The organism is Burkholderia sp. THE68 (genome assembly GCF_009938265.1).
Lineage (GTDB): Bacteria > Pseudomonadota > Gammaproteobacteria > Burkholderiales > Burkholderiaceae > Caballeronia.
The window spans coordinates 457,996-475,066 of the sequence record NZ_AP022316.1; the positions used below are offsets into that span (position 1 = coordinate 457,996).

Sequence of the window (17,071 nt, forward strand, 5' to 3'; positions counted from 1 at the left end):
ACATGCCCTGCGTGATCCGACAGCGGGTTCCTTGCGCTTTCGCCGTACCAGCTGGCAGGGTCGGGCACGTCGCAGCGCGTCATATAGCAGCGAGGTATCACAATGACGAACATCTCAGGCGAAGCGATCGACACCCTCAAGGCGTCGGTGAGAGGCAGGATCATCTCACCGTCGGACACCGACTACGACGAAGCCCGCAAGGTCTGGAACGCCACCATCGACAGGCGCCCCGCGCTCATCGTGCGTTGCGCGGGCGCGGCGGACGTGATCGCCGCGCTCTCGTTCGCGCGCAACAACGGCGTGCTGGTCTCGATTCGCGGCGGATCGCACAACATCGCGGGCAGCGCGGTCAGCGACGACGCATTGATGATCGATCTCTCCGCGCTGAAATCCGTGCGGATCGATCCGCAGGCGAAGCGCGCCTATGTCGAGCCCGGCGCGTTGCTCTCCGACTTCGATCACGAAGCGCAGGCCTTCGGCCTCGCGACACCACTCGGCATCAATTCGACGACAGGCGTCGCCGGTCTCACGCTCGGCGGCGGCTTCGGCTGGATCAGCCGAAAGTTCGGCGTGACCGTCGACAATCTCGTCGCCGCCGAGATCGTCACGGCAGACGGCAAATGGCGACGCGTAAGCGCCGACAGCGAGCCCGAGCTTTTCTGGGCGTTGCGCGGCGGCGGCGGCAATTTCGGCGTCGTCACGCTATTCGAATATCAGTTGCATGAAGTCGGTCCCCAGATCTACGGCGGTCTCGTCGTCTATCCGCTCGAACAGGCGGATGACGTGCTGCCGAAGTATCGCGAGTTCGTCGCGCAAAGCCCCGACGAATTGACCGTGTGGGCCGTGTTGCGGCTCGCGCCGCCGCTGCCGTTCCTGCCCGAAGACGCGCATGGCAAGCCGGTCGTGGTGCTTGCAAGCTGCTATGTCGGGCCGGTCGAGAATGGCGAACGCGCGCTCGCGCCGATACGCAGTTTCGGCACGCCCTACGGCGAACATCTCGGGCCGATGCCTTTCACCGCATGGCAGAAGGCGTTCGATCCGCTGCTCACGCCTGGCGAGCGCAACTACTGGAAGTCGCACAATTTCTCGAAGCTGAATGACGAAACATTCGATATCCTGACGAATGCCGTGAAGTCGCTTCCGTCGAATCAATGCGAGGTCTTCATCGGCGCGATGGGCGGGCAGACGAACCGCGTGAGCGTCGATGCGACGGCCTACGCGAACCGTGATTCGATCTACACGATCAACATTCACGGCCGCTGGAGCGATGCCGCCGACGACGAGAAGTGCACGAACTGGGCGCGCGACATGTTCGCCGCAATGACGCCGCATGCGATCGGCAGCGTCTACGTGAACTTCATGACGGGAGAAGAGGGCGATCGCGTGAAGGCGGCATATGGACCGAACTACGAGCGGCTCGCCGAAGTGAAGCGGCGCTACGATCCGGACAACCTGTTCCGCAGTAATCAGAACATCACGCCCGCGGCGTGACGCGCGGCGCGCCGTTTCGCGTGACGGGAAACGGCGCGCTGCAAGCGAGGATCAAGGCCGGTCGAGATGACGGCGGATATCTCGCGTGTCCATGTTCGACACGTCGTTGTTGATTTCCTCATAGGCGAGCTTGCGCGTTTCGCTGCTCAGATGATCGCGCAGCAGGCCCAGAAATTTCGGTTCGACCGCGAGGCGCAAGCGATCAAATCGGTGATGCAGGCGACATTCTTCGAGAAACTCGGCGACCGTTCGCGCGAACTTCTCGCGATCCGTCTCGGCCGATTCCGCCGTGCGCGGCGCGGGATTCCTGAGGTCCTCGACCTGCCGCAACTCCACCTTCAATCCTTGCGTTTCGAAGATCCGGGCGCGGCTGCCGTCGGCGGCAAGAACCCAGGTGATGGCGTTCATGGTGCTCCTCCTGTTCGCCAGCCCAAGCGGGCTCCCGCCATTGTGCGCCTAATCTTCAGGTAACGGCTTCGTTGTCGCGCGGCATTCGCTTTCGCGGCGCAGCATAATGCGCGCGACGCCGCTTCAGGGCAGCATCGATCCGCTCGCCGCGAAGCGCGCGTGGAACGAAAATGCCTGATCGAGACGATGCGGCGTGTGTCCGCCGAGCGCTGCTGCATCGCGGTAATAGTCGCGCAGCAGATCGCGATAAAGCGGGTGCGCGCAGTTTTGAATCACGCTCATCGCGCGCTCGCGGGGCGCGAGTCCGGTGAGATTGGCGAGCCCGCGCTCGGTCACGACGATATCGACATCGTGCTCGTTGTGATCGCAATGGGGCACCATCGGTACGATGCTCGAAATGCGTCCGTCCTTCGCGACGGATTTCGTCGCGAAGATCGCATAGGCCGCATTGCGCGCGAAATCGCCGGAACCGCCGATGCCGTTCATCATGTGCGTGCCGCCGACATGCGTCGAATTCACATTGCCGTAGATGTCGGCTTCGAGCGCCGTGTTGATCGCGATGAGCCCGAGACGGCGGATCACTTCGGGATGGTTGCTGACTTCCTGCGGACGCAACACGAGCCTGTCGCGATAGCGGTCGATCTCCCTGAACACTTTCGCGTGCCGCTGCGCCGACAGCGTGATCGACGCGCCCGATGCGAAGGTGGCCTTGCCGGAATCGAGCAGATCGAAGGTGGAGTCCTGCAGCACTTCGGAATAGATCGTCAGCGCTTCGAATGGCGACGACGCAAACCCCGACAGCACGGCATTGGCGATCGTGCCGATGCCCGCCTGAAGCGGCGGCAACTGCCTGGGCAAGCGTCCGCGCGACACTTCGTGCTGAAAGAACTCGATCAGATGGCCGGCGATCAGCGCGGTGTCCTCGTCGGCGGGCAGCACGGTGGACGCGCTGTCGGGCGTATCCGTGATGACGATCGCGGCGATCTTCTCGATGGGAATATCGATGGCCGCGACGCCGATCCTGTCATGCGGACGCACGATCGGCAGCGGCTCGCGCGCGGGGCGGCGCTCGGGAATCCAGATATCGTGCAGGCCTTCCAGCGAGGCCGGCTGCGCCAGATTGATCTCGACGATCACGCGTTGCGCGAGTATCGCGAAGCTTGCGGAGTTGCCCACCGATGTCGTCGGCACGATGCCGCCCGTTTCCGTGATGGCGGCCGCTTCGATGATCGCGAGATCGAGCTTGCCGAGACGATTCGCGCGCAGCAATTCCACGGTCTCGGACAAGTGCTGGTCGACGAACATCACGTCGCCGCGATTGATCGCGCGGCGCAAGGTCGCATCGACCTGAAAAGGCAGGCGGCGCGCGATGGCGCCCGCTTCGGTCAGAAGGCGATCGGTGTCATGTCCGAGCGATGCGCCCGTCATGAGCGTGATGCGCAATGGTTCGTTTTCGTCACGAGCGCGACGCGCGATTTCGCGTGGCACGGCCTTCGCGTCGCCTGCGCGCGTGAAGCCGCTCGCGCCGACGATCATGCCGTCGCGAACGAGTTGCGCCGCGTCGGCGGCCGAGGTGATTTTTCCGCGCAAGGCGGCACAGCGAATACGGTCTTCGTACATCGACGTCGATCTTCTAAGGCTTCGTTAAAGCGAAGGCGATTATAGGTAGCGCGCACTGCCCTTTGGACCCGCCATGAAGTTGCAACAAAAGAGCGCGCCGGCGATGAATCGACTCCACTATAGGACGCTCGATGCCGCGAATTAATCGCTGCGCCAGGAAGGCACATTTGCATGTAGAGGAACGAAAGGCGCATCGGGATCGACGAGCGCGGTGCGAATGAAGTGCAGGCTCGCGAGCAAGCGCTGCATGTCGTGGCGCGCTTCGCGGTCGGCGCGCGCGAGATCGAGCATGCTCTCCGCGATCAGGATCGACGCGACCACCGAGCCGATCGCGCGGCGCAGCGTCGTGCTGTCCGGCGTGCGAAACAGCGCGGCGATATCGCGCAATACGCGCGCGAGCGACGTGCTCCAGGCGATGCGCAATGCATCGGGCATGCACTGCGCGTGCAACACGCGCGCTGCGTGACGAAGATCGATCATCGCCTGTCCGACTTCGAGCGTGACGAGCATCCAAGACAGCGCACGCCGGTGTTCGCGCGAACGCCGCGTGAGCAGGCCGCGCAGCTGGAACATCAGATCGTGCGTGCCCGAATGAAAGCGCTCGCCGAGTCCCGCGAGTTTGCCTTCGCACGCGAGCGCGGCCTGAGCGCGCAGTTCCGCGAGCGTTCTGCCGACGAGCCATGAGGTGCGCGGCGGCACGACGACGGCGCACGCGATGGCCGCGCCGAGCATCGCCACGAGCACCGCGAGGCCGTTGTTGAGCAGCAGTGCGGGATCGTAGACGATGCGGTTGTCGGGCGCGGCGAGCAGGCAGAAAAACACGCAAAAGCCGATGCCATATCCCGCGCTGGCGGGACGCATCGCGAGCAACGCGCCGGCCGCGAGCGGCGCGGCGAGCATCGCGCACAGGAGCGCGAAGCCATCGATCGCGGGGTAGACGTGACACAGAAAGACGTAGCCCGCGACGATGGCGAGCGCCGCGCCGGCGCCCATCTGCGCGATGAAGGTCGAAGGCCGCGCCGATGCCGACGACAACCCGCAAGCGAGCGTCGCGCCGATCACCGCATAGCCGCCGCTCGGCCACGCCGTGACGATCCAGAACCACGCGGTCGCAGCGATGACGATGCCAGTCCGCATGAAGGTCGCCGCGAGGACGAAGCGGTTGGTCTTCGCTTCATATCGCGAAGACGCGCGTTCGCTCGATGCGCCTCCATGCGCGATCGACACATAGCGAATCGTATCGACGATGAAGCGATGCAGAAGCTCCGCCGACGTCGTGAAGTCGAGCTGTGTCGCGTGATCGCTGTTCGGGAGCTTGCGTTGCGCGTCGCGCAGGCGTTTGGGCAGTGTCGCCTTGTAGCGTTCGAGAGGCTCGTTCAGCGACGCGTGTTCGAAAATGCGCGCGACTTCTTCGAGGAACGGCCTGAGCGCGTCGTGCGCGCATCGCGTGCTGTCGTTTGCACGCAGACGTTTCATCGACTGATCGAGCGCGTGCAGGCGCGCACATGCATCCATGAACGCGCTGTTAAGTTGCGCGAGCTGGCCATTGCCGCGGCGCATCGCGGGCGACTCATACGCCGCGAAACCGCGTGTCGCTTCGAAGCCGACGATCTCATCGACGAAATCGGCGAACCGGCGTTCACGCGCGATGCGCGAAAGACGGGCGCGCAACACGTCGGCGGCGAAGGCGGCGAAGCGCGTCTGACGCGCGTCCAGCGAATGCACGAGTGTCGCGCTCGCGTGACGCGGAAACACGAGCGCGCTGACCACGCTCGAACACACGATGCCGAGCATGACCTCCGCGCCGCGCGTGAGCGTCGCGATCAGCAGGCTGTTCGGATCGGTGACGGCGGGAATGCCGATCAACGCAGCCGTGTAACCCGCGAGCACGAAGCCGTACCAGCGGAACTGGCGATAACGCACCGCGAGCGCGGTGCACGCGGCGACCCATAGCGTCAGCGCGAGCGCGTAGAGTTCGGTCTGCTGGACGAACACGGCGCCCAGCACGAGCGCGGCCAGCATGCCGAGCGCGGTACCCGCGAATCGATACACGCTCTTGGCGAGCACCATGCCGGAAAAGGGCTGCATCAGCACGAAGGTGGTCGTCATCGCGACGCGCGGTTGCGGCAGTTCGAAACGCATCGCGATGCCCATCGCGAGGAACGCGGCGAGCAGCGTCTTCGCGAGATGCAACCAGACGTGGCCATCGGTGGCGAGCCAGTCGCGCGTCGACAAGCGTGCTTCCAGGAACGACATGCTATCCGCCGGTATACCCCTGCTCATGAAGGCGCCGATTGTAGGCAAAGCGTCCTGGCGGATTAATGTGGGAATCCGGGAACATTCTTTCCGGATTCAACAACAATCGATCGCGCGGAAAAGCGGACAATGTCGCTTCCGAAGTGATTGTTACGGTTTGATGGATACCCTACAGAACATGCGGGTCTTCACTCGCGTGATCGAGGCCGGCAGCTTCACGGCTGCGGCCCAGTCGATGAATTCGACCACCGGCGCGATGTCGCGCGCCGTCTCCGAACTCGAAGCCCATTTGCGTACGCGCCTGATGAACCGCTCGACGCGGCGTCTCGCGCTCACCTCGGCGGGCGAACGCTATCTGAAGCGCGTGCGGCAGATTCTCGCCGACATCGACGGCGCGGAAGAAGAAGCGAGCTGCGCGCACGAACATCCGTCGGGCACCTTGCGCATGTTCAGCTTCGCGAGCGTCGGACAGCATTACATCCTGCCGGCCATCGCCCGATATCGCGCGCTCTATCCCGAAGTGAAGGTCGAACTCACGCTGTCGCAGCGCATGCCCGATCTTTTCGAAGGCAGCAGCGACGTGGCCGTGGTGTCGGCGGGCGCGTTGTCGGATTCGGAAATCATCTCGCACAAGCTCGGCGCGACCTTCAGTATTCTGTGTGCATCGCCTGATTATCTGCGCACGCGCGCCGCGCCTGAAACGCCCGCCGATCTCGCACAACACGATTGCCTGACCTTGCAGACGCCCGCGTTTTCCGCGCGCGAATGGACGCTCGAAGGTCCGGAGGGCCGCGAGACCTTGCAGATCAATGGAACGGTGCAGGTGAACATCGCGGAATCGCTGGCCGTGGCGATTCGCGAAGGCATGGGCATCGGCATGTTGCCGCTCTATGCGGCGATCGAAGGATTGCGCAACGGCTCGCTCGTGCGCGTGTTGCCGCATCACACGTTGCAGCGCACGAATCTCTATGCGCTCTATGCGTCGCGCAAGTTCGTCGATGCGAAGACGCGCACGTGGGTGGAATTCCTGCGCGCGCATCTGCCCGATGTCATCGCGCGCGACGAAGCATTGCTCGCGGAAGTGGGGCAGGCGCGCGCGAACGTGCTGCGCGCGGCCTGACTTACGTATCGCTCCACATGCGCAACAGGTTGTGATAGCAGCCGACGAGTGAGCGCTTCGCGGCTTCGTCGCCGTTGGTCGCATTCAGGCGTTGAATGGAGTTGTCGAGATCGAACAGCAGCGCGCGTTGCGCATCGTCGCGCACGAGGCTTTGCGCCCAGAAGAAGCTCGACACGCGCGCGCCACGCGTGACGGGCCGCACCTGATGCAGACTGGTCGCGGGATAGACGATCGCATGTCCCGCGGGCAGCTTCACTTCCTGCACGCCATACGTATCTTCGATGATCAGCTCGCCGCCGTCGTACTCATCGGGCGGCGTGAGAAAGAGCGTCACCGATACATCGGTACGCACGCGCGCGCCATGTCCGGGCACGATACGGATCGCGCCATCGACATGACTGCCGAAATGCATGCCGCCTTCATAGCGATTGAAAAGCGGCGGATACACGCGGTTGGGCAGCACCGCGCTGATGAACAGCGGATGCCGCTCCAGCGCGCCGACGATCGCATCGCCCAGTTCGAGCGCGATCGGCGAGCCTTCCGCGATCTGCATGTTGCGCTTGACCGGTGCGCCCTGATAGCCCGCGGTCGCGCGGCCATCGACCCATGATTCGCTGGTGTCGAGTCGCGCGCGCATCGCGGCGGCGTCTTCCACGTTCAGCACATTCGGTATCGAGAGGATCATTGTTATTGCCTTCGAACGCGCGCCGCGTTTCACACGGCGCGCGCATTCACATCAACGGAAGCGGTAATTCAACGTTGCGATGAACGTACGGCCAAGACCCGGCACCGCGCGTCCGCCATCGGACGGAATCAGGGCGTCGTAGTACTTCTTGTCGAACAGGTTCTGCACGTTGAACTGGATATCGTAGCGCTTCTGATGATACGCGGCCATCACGTCCCAGCGCACATAGCCGCCCACTTCGACCAGATTGTTGTTCGCCGCATAGCGCGACGACACATACGACGGCCCGCCGCCGACCTGCCATACCGGCGTGAAGTCGTAGGTGGTCCACAGCGTGAGCATGTGCTTCGGCGTGTTGGCGGGCGTGTTGCCTTGCGTGCCGTCGAAGGCCTGCAGAATCGTGCCGTCCATGTAGGTGTAGCCGCCGAACATCTGCCACTGCTTGGTGATGTGGCCCGCCACGCCCAACTGGTAGCCGCGCACGCGGACGTTGCCGTCGAGCGAGTAGCTGCCGTCCGAAGCCAGCGTCCGCGCGTTGGTCTTCTCGATGTTGAAGAGCGACTGCGTGATCGAAAGACCGCCGTTCAGCAGGTCCCACTTCGAGCCGATTTCATAGGACTTGTTGTGCTCGGGCGGCAGGTTCTGCTGGCCGTTGGTGAGCGTGAGCGCTTCGAGCGACGGATCGAACGACGTGCCGTACGAGACGTAGTACGACTGCCAGTCCGCCGGCTGCCACACGACGCCGGTACGCACGCTCGTGAAGTAATTCGTCTGCGTCGCGTAGCCCGGTGCGTTGATCGAGTTGTTGATCGCCGCTTCATAGCGATCCCAGCGCACGCCGCCGATCCACTTCCAGTGCTCGCCGATCGAGATCGTGTCGTTCAAATAGACGCCGAGGCCGTTCGCGCTCGATTCTGCGAGATTGGTCGCCACTTCGCGATAGTTCGCCGGACGCGGCACGTACGCCGGATCGACCAGCGGCACGATCGCGAGCGTATTCGACGGCAGGCCCGGCGTGGTCGCGGTGAAGCTCTGGTTGCTGTACGTTTCGTGGCTCAGATCGACACCGGCGAGCATGTCGTGCTTCAGGAAGCCGGTGGCGAACTTGCCCTGGACGTCGGTCGTGTTGTAGACCGAGTGATCGTTGATGTTGCGGTCCTTGCCCTGCAGACGCACGAAGAGCGACGACAGCGGCAGCGTCGTGTAGTTGCCGTTCGAAAGCGCCGGCGATGTTCCGAGCGGCCCCGTCAGCACGGCGGCCGCGTTGGTCGCGCGCGCCTCGGTGCTGTAGTGGCTGAACTGCGTCTGGTTGCGCAGCGTGAACATGTCGTCGAAGCGATGCTCGATGCGCGCGCTCACGGTCTGCACATCCTGAATCGTGCGGTCATCGGTGAAGCCGTAGAACGTCTTCGTATCGACGGGCGCGGGATGGCCGTTCAACGGCGGAATGCCGTAATCGGGCTGATCGCGGTTGTGCTGGATCAGCGCGGACAATGTCACCTGCGTCGGCGTGCCGATGCCGAACTTCACTTCAGGCGCGATGCCGTAGTCCTTGTTGATCATCTCGTCGCGCGTCGAACCGAGCGACTGGCCGAACGCGTTGACGCGGAACGCGGAGGTATCCGTCATCGGCTGGTTGATGTCGACCGTCGATCGATAGCGGTCGTGCGTGCCGGCCTGCAGCGAGACATCGGCGCGCGGTTTCATGTTCGGCTGCTTGCTGACCTGATTGATGACGCCCCCCGTCGAGCCCCGTCCGAAGTACAGCGACGACGGGCCGTACAGCACGTCGATCGACTCCAGATTGAACGTGTCGCGATAGTACTGGCCGCGATCGCGAAAACCGTCGAGGTAGATGTCGGTGCGCGCCGAGAAACCGCGCAAGTTGATGTTGTTGCCGATCTGGCCGCCTTCGGCCGCGCCGAGCGTGACGCCGGGCACGTTGCGCAGCGCGTCGGAGAACGAGCTTACCGCCTGCGAATTCAGTACCGCCTTCGGCACCACGACGACAGCCTGCGGAATGTCGCGCAGGGCGGTCGGCACCTTGGCGCCGACACTCGATACGTCCGGCTGGAAGTCGGGCGCGTCGGCCTGGCCCGTCACTTTGACGGCGGGCAGGGCGGCGGTTTCGGGTGCGGTGGCGGCGGGAGCGCCGTCGGCGGGAGTCGCTTGCTGCGCGACCTGTTGTGCGGGAGGTGAGTTTTGCGGTGCGGTTTGAGCGTAGAGCGGCGCGGCCATAGGCACCGCGGCAAAAGTAACCAATGCCGCAGCAAGCGGCGTCTTTCTGACCATGTCGTTTCCCCGATGCTTGTTAGTTAGATCGGCAGCGAAGCGGGTTTTCGTCTGCCGACGCGATCGACCTGCGATCAAAGAAGAGCGGGCGATGCCGTCGGGAACCCGGCGGCGGCGTCCTGAAGGCGCCCAGAGGTTCGCGGCGAGGGCGATTGAACACGCCTATCGCTGCGATCGTCTTAAATGCGAATCAGTATCATTACACGTCTCAGAAACATTTGGAAATAACTGTGGTCGAAGGCGGGTCTTTTTTCCGGATTTCGTGACGCCAATGCAACGAAAAAATGTGTGACGGATACGCGTTTTTGCGACGCGGAAACGGCCGCTAACGCCGACCGGGCAAGGCTTTTAGGCCGGGGCGGTCTGCGGATGAATTGAATCGGGAGGGATTACGGACAAAAAGTGGCGGATTACTTTTTTGCCCGAAGGGTGGGTCGCGCGCTGGTCAAAACTCCGCGACGCCCGAGGTCACGAGCGCGTACGGCCCGCTTGTCAGCTGCTGCCTGAGAAAGTCGACGCATACGCGAATCTTCGCCGAGTGCGACGAGCGCGCGGAAGTCACCGCCCAGACGTCGGCGCGTTGCCGGTACGCGGGCAGCACCGGCACGAGCGTGCCGTTCTGGAGGCTCGACGCGACGTCCCAGATCGAGCCCATCACGATGCCGAAGCCTGCCTCGGCCCATTGCCGCACGATGTCGCTGTGGTTCGATGCGATCGGCCCGGTCACTTTCACGCTTTCCTCGCCGTTGGGACCGGCGAGCCGCCAGACGCCAAAGCGCTGATCGCGGCCGCGAAACAGCAGGCAATCGTGCTGCGCGAGTTCGGCGAGCGTTTTCGGCATGCCGCGCCGTTCGAGATAGGCGGGCGCGGCGGCGAGCACCCGAAAGCTTTCGACGATCTTGTGCGCGATCAGATGCGGTTCCTGGACCTCGCCGACGCGAATGTCGATATCGAAGTTCTCGCCGACGAGATCGACACGGCGATCGAGCAGTTCGAGCCAGATGTCGAGTCCAGGATGGCGGCGACGCAACAGCACGAGCGCGGGCGAAACATGCTCGCGCCCGAGCCGCAGACTCGTGCCGATGCGCAGTACGCCGCGCGGATCGTCGAGGGCGGCGAAGGCGTCGGCCATGCCTTGCACGTCGTCGAGAATCTTTTGCGCCCATTGGTACGCCGCTTCGCCGTCGCTCGTGATGGAGACGCGGCGCGTCGTGCGCGTGAAGAGCTTCACGCCGAGGCTCGCTTCCAGCATTGCGATGCGCTTGCTGACGTGCGCCGGGGAGATGCCGGTTTCGGTGGCGGCGGCGATGAAGCTCGAGCGTCGCGCGACGATGCAGAACAACTGCAGATCGCGCAGGAATTGGTCGTTGTTCGCGACGAGCGCGCTCTGGGTTTTCATTCGCCTTTGCCTGTGTGCCCGCTTGCGGCCGTGGCGCTTAGCCTAGCCGCAAGCGAACCGCACGCGCAAGCTCATCAATTCGACAGCGACAGATACGGCGAACTAAACGCCTGCGGCGGGAACACCGGCTGCGCACCGCTCTGCCGCGTGAAGCTATAGCGCACATACACTGCTGCGAGCCACTCGCGATACTGATACGCGTTGCCAAACGATGCCGTCGCACCAAAAGCGAGTTGCGGCGCGAGCTGGTATTCGCCCGTCGCGCTGACCGAGTACGACACGCCCGTCTTGCTCTGGCCGGGATAAACCGCGCCCGCGTCCGGCGCCGCGCCGGAACTGGCGGCTCTCGCCTGATAGCTCGCATTCGTTGGGAAATAGTTCGACTCGTCCTGACGATAGTGCTGCACGCCGATCGACCCCTTCAGGTCGTAGGTGAAGAGCCCCGAACGCCCCGCGTATTCGACCGGGAAGTTGAGGATCACGTACTGCTGCGGGCTGAAGTAACCGCCTTGCCCGAAGTTGAAGTACGACAGGTTCTTGTCGTAGTGCATCAGCGTGGTGTTCGCGCCGACCGTCAGCGTCTGGTCCGCATCCTTGATGATGCGCGTATAGATGCCGCCGCCACCCTTCACCGCGTTGTTGGTCGCGACATTCTTGCCGTCGAGGAACTGGTACGCCGCGTTCACGTAGACGCCGCTCGTGCTGTCGTCCCAGCCGAAGTCGGCGCGCGCGCCCGTCGATGTCACGCCGCCCCATTCGAGGCCCGCGCCCTGATCGCGCGCGCCGGCGTAGGACAACAGGCTGTCGGTCACGGCGCGCCTCGCGACGGCGAGCGAGTACGAAACCTTGTCGGTGATCGCGTTCTGATACTGCAGGCCGCCGACCACGTTGGTTTCGCGGAAGCCGAGCGGCGTCGTGCCGATATCGCCCTTGAAGTTGCGATTCTCGTAGCCCACCGACAAGCCGACGCCCGTCGCCGTCTGCGAGCCGTAGTTGTTGGTCGGCGGATTGGCTACCGCGCCGAGGCCCGAGCCGAAGCGCGCGAGCGTGTTCTGCGTGCTGGCGGCCGTGCCGGCATCGAGCGTGACGGGCGTCGCGCGCACGATCACGTGGCCGTTGCCCGCCTTGATGCGGCCTTCGATGGGCGCTTCGATGTCGGTCAGGTTCGACAGGCCATCCTCGCCGTCGCGGCTGCGGAAGATGAGGCCGCCCGAGATCGTGCTCGCCTGCTCGCGGTTGATCTGCGCGAGTTCTTCCGCGACGCCCGCCGTCTGCGAATTCGCGACCGGGACGGGCACGCCGCCCGCGCTCATCGTCGCGGCGGCGGCGGCGCGCTGTGCCGGTTGCGCCTGCGACGGGTAATACGGTTGCGCGTAGCCCGCGGGCGGCTGCGGAATGTACTGCTGCTGTGCGTATGGCTGCGGTGCGTACTGTTGCGGCTGCGGCGCGTAATACGGCTGCTGCTGGCCGTACGGCGCCTGCGCGTACTGTTGCTGCTGCGGCGGCGGCGCGCCATACGCATAGGGATCGGCGGGCCGCGTCGCCGTGGTCTTGCGCGATGTCGTCTGCTTCTTCTTCTGCGTGCTGGCGGCCGGCGGCGGCGCGTACGCATTCGACTGCGCATCGCGCGCGCCGGGCGACATCGGCCAGGGCGCGGCGTACGGGTCTTGCTGCTGCGGATACGGCTGTTGCGGATATGCCTGTTGCTGGTAAGCCTGCTGCGGATACGGCTGCTGCTGCGGATACGGCTGATAAACAGGCTGCTGCTGATAAGCCTGCGGCGGCGGATACGCCCCCGACGCCGCCGCATCCTGTCCCGGATAAGCCTGCAAAGGCGCGCCCGATTGCCCGGAGCCGTAGGTATCGGGGCCGTAACCGCCGTTCGAAACCGGACGCGGCGCGACATTGGGCATCGTCGCGGGCGCGGACGGCGCCACATAAGGCGTCGTATAGGGCGCGGGCTGGGGAGGCGGCAGATAGTTCGGCACGGGCTGCGAGTAACTCTGAGGAAGGACCTGACGATAAGACGCGCCGGATGCGAGCGCCGGATTCGACGCCGTATCGACGGCCGTCTTGCCTTCGAACGGATTGGTGCCGGGCAGCGGATTCGAGCCGATGCGGCTCATCGCGGTTTCCCAGCCCGGCGGGACATTGCCGCGCGCGCTCGCGGAGGCGGCCGGCGCTGGCGTATTGGCCGCGAGGAGCGAGCGCTGCAGGAACTGCGCGGCGAGATCGAGCTTGCCTTGCGCGCGATACATCCGGCCGATCGCGGCGAGCACGCCCGGATCGTTCGGCGCCGCTTCATAGGCCTGATTCGCGTAGGTTTCGGCGAGCTTGAAATCGCGCACGCCGCTCGCCGCCGACATCGCCGCCGTCTGCAGGCCGATATCGTCGGGACGGCGCGACAGCGCGTTCTGGTAGCACACGAGCGCGTTGCGGTCATCGCCCGCCGAGGTGTACATGCGGCCGAGCGCCGCTTGCAGGTCGGCGTTGTCGGGCATCGCGGCGAGCCACGGTGAAATCACGTCGTAGGCGCCCGCAAGATTGCCCTGCCTGCGCACGACATCCGCGCGCGCAACCACGATGCCGATGTTCAGATTGTTGAAGTCGGTGCGCTGTTGCGTGGTGAGCGGCATCGACTGGAGGCGGCGCATCACGGAACCGAGTTCGGCGTCCTGCTGCGTGGCCGACAGAATGCCCGCGTATTGCAGCAACAAGCCGGTGTCGTTCGGCGCATTGGCCATCGCGCCGCGCACGAGGGACAGCGCCCGCGCCGGATCGCCCGCCTTGACATACGCCGAAGCCACCGCGCCCATCAGTTCCGCATTGCCCGCCGCGACCGGTTCGGCGCGGCGCAGAATCGCGAAGGCCTGCTGGCGCTGGCCCGCGGCGGCCGTGCGCGTCGCGAGTTCGGCTTGCTGTTGCACCCACAGACGATGCTGCAACGCGGTCATCGCCGGCGTGCGTTGCGCAGCGGGAATGCGGTCGAGTTGCGCGAGGCCCGTCGACCAGTCCTGCGTTTCCGCCGACAGCAGCGCGCTCGCGTAGAGCGCGTCGGTCATGTCGGGATGGGTGGCGAGCAGGCCGTCCATCATGCTGCGCGCGTTGCCGACCGCGCCCTGACGCACGTAGATGCGCGCGAGGTCGAGCCGCAGCCACGGATCGTCGGGATTATTGAGCAACGCGTCTTCGAAGAGACTGCGCGCCGCGCCGAGATCGCCGCGCGCTTCGGCGGCGCGCGCCTGCGCGGCCTGCGCCTCGCCGCGCAGCTTGTTGATGCCGCCGGCCTTCGCCTGCTGCTCCGTGTTCAGGCGATTCGCGAATTCGAGCGCCTCGTCGCCGCGGCCTTGCGCGGCCAGCGCGCCGACCAGCCCGCGGATCGCATCGGGATTGTCGGCCTGACGACGCAGCGCCATGCGATACGCCTGCTCCGCGCCGCGCGGATCGCCGTTCGCGAGCAGCATTTCGCCGAGCAGAACCTGCGCGGTGACATCGGATGGATCGACGGCGATCGCGCGTTCGAACAGCGCCTTCGCCTGCGCGATCTGCCCGTTGCTGCGCGCGCCGATGGCGTCGCTCGTATAGGTCCAGTACGTCGCGCTCGTGAGTGCGTCTTTCCAGCGCGCCGCATTGCCGGCCCGCGATGCGCGTTCGAGATAGGTGCGCGCTTCCGAAAAGCGTTCCTGCTTCAGCGCGGCGACGCCCATGCCGCCGAGCGCGTCGGCGTCGTTCGGATTGCTCGCGAGCACGGAAGAGAAGCGTGCGCGCGCGGTCGTGAGATCGCCGCGATCGAGCGCGGTGAAGCCTTCCGCGACGGTGCGCCCGCGCGCATCGACGGCGGCGTCGGCCTGCGAGCGGTCACGCGCGGTTCGGTCCTGCTGCACCATCGAATCGAAGCGCGCCTTCACGGCGGCGTCGTCCGGCGACACCTGCAGATACGCCTGATAGAGCGGCGCATCCGATGCACGCGCGCCGAGCCACAAGAGCGCCTGCCGCCAGCTTTTCTTCGCGTCGGCGCCGACGGCGCTGTCGTTCGCGAGCTTCGCGAGCCGTGCGATGCCGTCGCGCCGCGTCGAATCGCGATAGGTCAGATGCTGCGCGTAGGCGAGCTGATAGCGCGGCTCGTCGGGGTTCTCGCGCGCGAGCTGTTCGAGTCCGCGGCGCGCTTCGTCCCAGCCTTGCGGCGTCGCCGCGAGCGCCTGGTAGTACTCGAGCTGAAGCTGCGGCGTCGCGGGCTTGCCGTCGATCGCGCGACGGTATTCCTGCACCGCCGAGGCGCTCTGTCCGCTTTGCGCGAGACGTCGCGCGTCGTTCACGGTCTGGTCGCGCGAGCTGGATTCGCCCAGACGCCGGCCGAGTTCGTCGATGTTCGGATAGTTCGGCGCGACCTGACGCAATTGCGCCAGATACTGCTGCGCGCCGCTGCCGTCCTTGCGGTCGGCGAGCACCATGCCCATGCCGAACAGCGCGTCGGGCTGCTTCGGATTGATGCGCAGCACTTTCTGCCACGCCTGCTCCGCGAGGTCGCCGCGCCGGTGCGCCTGCCAGTATTTGCCCTGATCGATGAGCACCGAGAGCGGATCGGTGGCGGCCTGCGCGAACCCCAGCACGGGCGTAGCGCAAAGCAGCGCCGCGATCACGCGTTGTCTGGTCCGGATCAGCATGCGCTTCTCCAGTTCGGCACGAGCCGCCCGTTCTCGTCGAAGCGATAGCGTCCGTCGACGAAACCGCCGCCGAACAGGCCGAGCACGCGGTCGTAGTAGACCGGCTCACGCCCCGCGCCCGGCGGCGCGACGAGCGCTTCGAGATGCGTGCGCGCGAGTCCCAGTCCGCGCTCGTCGTTCAGCGCCTTGAAGTAGGGCGCGAGCGCCCCCCAGTAGGAAAGCGGGCCTTCGCCGCTCGTCGCGCCGCTGATGGTCGAGACCTTCTCCGGCGGAAAACCCGTCTGCGCGACGCTCTGGCGCATGCCGCCGAGCGCGTCGAGCCATGGGCGCGCAAGCGGATCGGCGCTCGACGCCATGCCGGCCCACAGATAGACGCGGATCGCATCATAGCTGCCGACATCGCCGCTCTTCGGATCGACGACGAACTGGCCGTTCTGGTACGCGGCCCAGTCCGGCGCATAGCCGCGCGGCGACGTGACCTTGATCATCTTCGCGGCGTTCTGCGCGAGCGGCGTCCACGGACCGTCGGGCATTTCGTGCGCGAGGCCGCGCAACAGCGGCAGCGGCAGATAGCTCGGGTTCAGCCGCGTCACGTCGCCGCTGCGAAAACCTTGCGGACCGGGCAGGAGCATCGCGCCGAGGCCCGGCAGATCGACGATTTCCTGCTTCGCGATCTGCGTCGCGAGCGCGTAGGCGAGCTTCGTGTACATCGGTTCCTTCCACAGCCGGCCGGCCTGGAACAGATCGTAGGCGATCCACAGATCGGCGTCGGAAGCCGGGTTCGGGTCCATCACGCCGAACGAGCCGTCCTGCTTTTTGCCCCATTGCCACGCGGGCAGGCGCAGCGTGCTGGCATCGAACTGATACGCCGACAGATTCACGCGCGTCCAGTGCAGCAGACGGTCGAACGTCGCGCGGTCGTTCGCGACGAGCGCGAAGAACATGCCGTAGGACTGGCCTTCGGAGGTCGTCTGCTGCGCCTCGGTCGAGCGGTCGATCACACGGCCATCGGCCTGCACGGCGCGTTCCACGAAGATGCGGTAAGCGGGCCAGTCGCATTGCGGCGCAGCGGCGGCGCTGGCCGCCGAAGCGGCGATCATTGCACCGGCAAAAACGTGGGGCGTGGATAGCCGCAT

Annotated in this window: 10 protein-coding genes; 2 read left to right on the forward strand and 8 right to left on the reverse strand. The window is 65.3% G+C overall.

Annotated features, from left to right (window positions below; all coding sequences use genetic code 11):
- Window positions 1–102 precede the first annotated feature (102 nt).
- Window positions 103–1,491 carry an FAD-binding oxidoreductase gene (locus tag BTHE68_RS15655; RefSeq protein WP_162067250.1) on the forward strand — a complete coding sequence of 463 codons (1,389 nt, stop codon included), beginning with the start codon at window positions 103–105 and terminating at the stop codon, window positions 1,489–1,491.
- 51 nt (window positions 1,492–1,542) lie between these two features.
- On the opposite strand, the gene BTHE68_RS15660 is transcribed toward BTHE68_RS15655, so the two are convergent.
- The 3 genes from BTHE68_RS15660 to BTHE68_RS15670 all read right to left on the reverse strand — a co-directional run bounded on the left by BTHE68_RS15660 (window position 1,543) and on the right by BTHE68_RS15670 (window position 5,775).
- Window positions 1,543–1,899, reverse strand: coding sequence for a host attachment protein (locus BTHE68_RS15660; protein ID WP_162067251.1), 357 nt, complete (start codon window positions 1,897–1,899; stop codon window positions 1,543–1,545).
- Window positions 1,900–2,022: 123 nt separating this feature from the next.
- Complete coding sequence (gene scpC / locus BTHE68_RS15665) at window positions 2,023–3,519, reverse strand: succinyl-CoA:acetate CoA-transferase ScpC (RefSeq protein WP_162067252.1); 1,497 nt, start codon at window positions 3,517–3,519, stop codon at window positions 2,023–2,025.
- Between the two features lie 141 nt (window positions 3,520–3,660).
- On the reverse strand, window positions 3,661–5,775 hold the full coding sequence (locus tag BTHE68_RS15670; protein WP_174258050.1) for an FUSC family protein: 2,115 nt from the start codon (window positions 5,773–5,775) through the stop codon (window positions 3,661–3,663).
- A 160-nt stretch (window positions 5,776–5,935) separates the two neighbouring features.
- On the opposite strand from BTHE68_RS15670, the gene BTHE68_RS15675 reads away from it, so the two are divergent.
- Window positions 5,936–6,895 (forward strand): LysR family transcriptional regulator, encoded by a 960-nt coding sequence (locus tag BTHE68_RS15675; RefSeq protein ID WP_162067254.1) that lies wholly within the window; start codon window positions 5,936–5,938, stop codon window positions 6,893–6,895.
- Between the two features lies 1 nt (window position 6,896).
- Here BTHE68_RS15675 and BTHE68_RS15680 read toward each other — a convergent pair whose 3' ends face one another.
- The 5 genes from BTHE68_RS15680 to bcsZ all read right to left on the reverse strand — a co-directional run bounded on the left by BTHE68_RS15680 (window position 6,897) and on the right by bcsZ (window position 17,071).
- Window positions 6,897–7,580, reverse strand: a complete 684-nt coding sequence (locus BTHE68_RS15680) for a Fe2+-dependent dioxygenase (RefSeq protein WP_162067255.1) — start codon at window positions 7,578–7,580, stop codon at window positions 6,897–6,899.
- Window positions 7,581–7,631: 51 nt separating this feature from the next.
- Window positions 7,632–9,872, reverse strand: coding sequence for a TonB-dependent receptor (locus BTHE68_RS15685; protein ID WP_162067256.1), 2,241 nt, complete (start codon window positions 9,870–9,872; stop codon window positions 7,632–7,634).
- Between the two features lie 445 nt (window positions 9,873–10,317).
- Window positions 10,318–11,271, reverse strand: a complete 954-nt coding sequence (locus tag BTHE68_RS15690; RefSeq protein WP_162067257.1) for a LysR family transcriptional regulator — start codon at window positions 11,269–11,271, stop codon at window positions 10,318–10,320.
- 74 nt (window positions 11,272–11,345) lie between these two features.
- On the reverse strand, window positions 11,346–15,935 hold the full coding sequence (locus BTHE68_RS15695; RefSeq protein WP_162067258.1) for a cellulose synthase subunit BcsC-related outer membrane protein: 4,590 nt from the start codon (window positions 15,933–15,935) through the stop codon (window positions 11,346–11,348).
- Window positions 15,929–17,071: a cellulose synthase complex periplasmic endoglucanase BcsZ gene (gene bcsZ, locus BTHE68_RS15700; protein WP_162067259.1), complete on the reverse strand. Its 1,143-nt coding sequence runs from the start codon at window positions 17,069–17,071 to the stop codon at window positions 15,929–15,931. Before bcsZ ends, BTHE68_RS15695 begins: the two co-directional genes overlap by 7 nt.

Coding starts and splice junctions, on each gene's coding strand:
- BTHE68_RS15655 (WP_162067250.1), top strand. CDS start 103: ATGACGAACATCTCAGGCGAAGCGATCGACACCCTCAAGGCGTCGGTG.
- BTHE68_RS15660 (WP_162067251.1), bottom strand. CDS start 1,899: ATGAACGCCATCACCTGGGTTCTTGCCGCCGACGGCAGCCGCGCCCGG.
- scpC (WP_162067252.1), bottom strand. CDS start 3,519: ATGTACGAAGACCGTATTCGCTGTGCCGCCTTGCGCGGAAAAATCACC.
- BTHE68_RS15670 (WP_174258050.1), bottom strand. CDS start 5,775: ATGTCGTTCCTGGAAGCACGCTTGTCGACGCGCGACTGGCTCGCCACC.
- BTHE68_RS15675 (WP_162067254.1), top strand. CDS start 5,936: ATGGATACCCTACAGAACATGCGGGTCTTCACTCGCGTGATCGAGGCC.
- BTHE68_RS15680 (WP_162067255.1), bottom strand. CDS start 7,580: ATGATCCTCTCGATACCGAATGTGCTGAACGTGGAAGACGCCGCCGCG.
- BTHE68_RS15685 (WP_162067256.1), bottom strand. CDS start 9,872: ATGGTCAGAAAGACGCCGCTTGCTGCGGCATTGGTTACTTTTGCCGCG.
- BTHE68_RS15690 (WP_162067257.1), bottom strand. CDS start 11,271: ATGAAAACCCAGAGCGCGCTCGTCGCGAACAACGACCAATTCCTGCGC.
- BTHE68_RS15695 (WP_162067258.1), bottom strand. CDS start 15,935: ATGCTGATCCGGACCAGACAACGCGTGATCGCGGCGCTGCTTTGCGCT.
- bcsZ (WP_162067259.1), bottom strand. CDS start 17,071: ATGCGGCTATCCACGCCCCACGTTTTTGCCGGTGCAATGATCGCCGCT.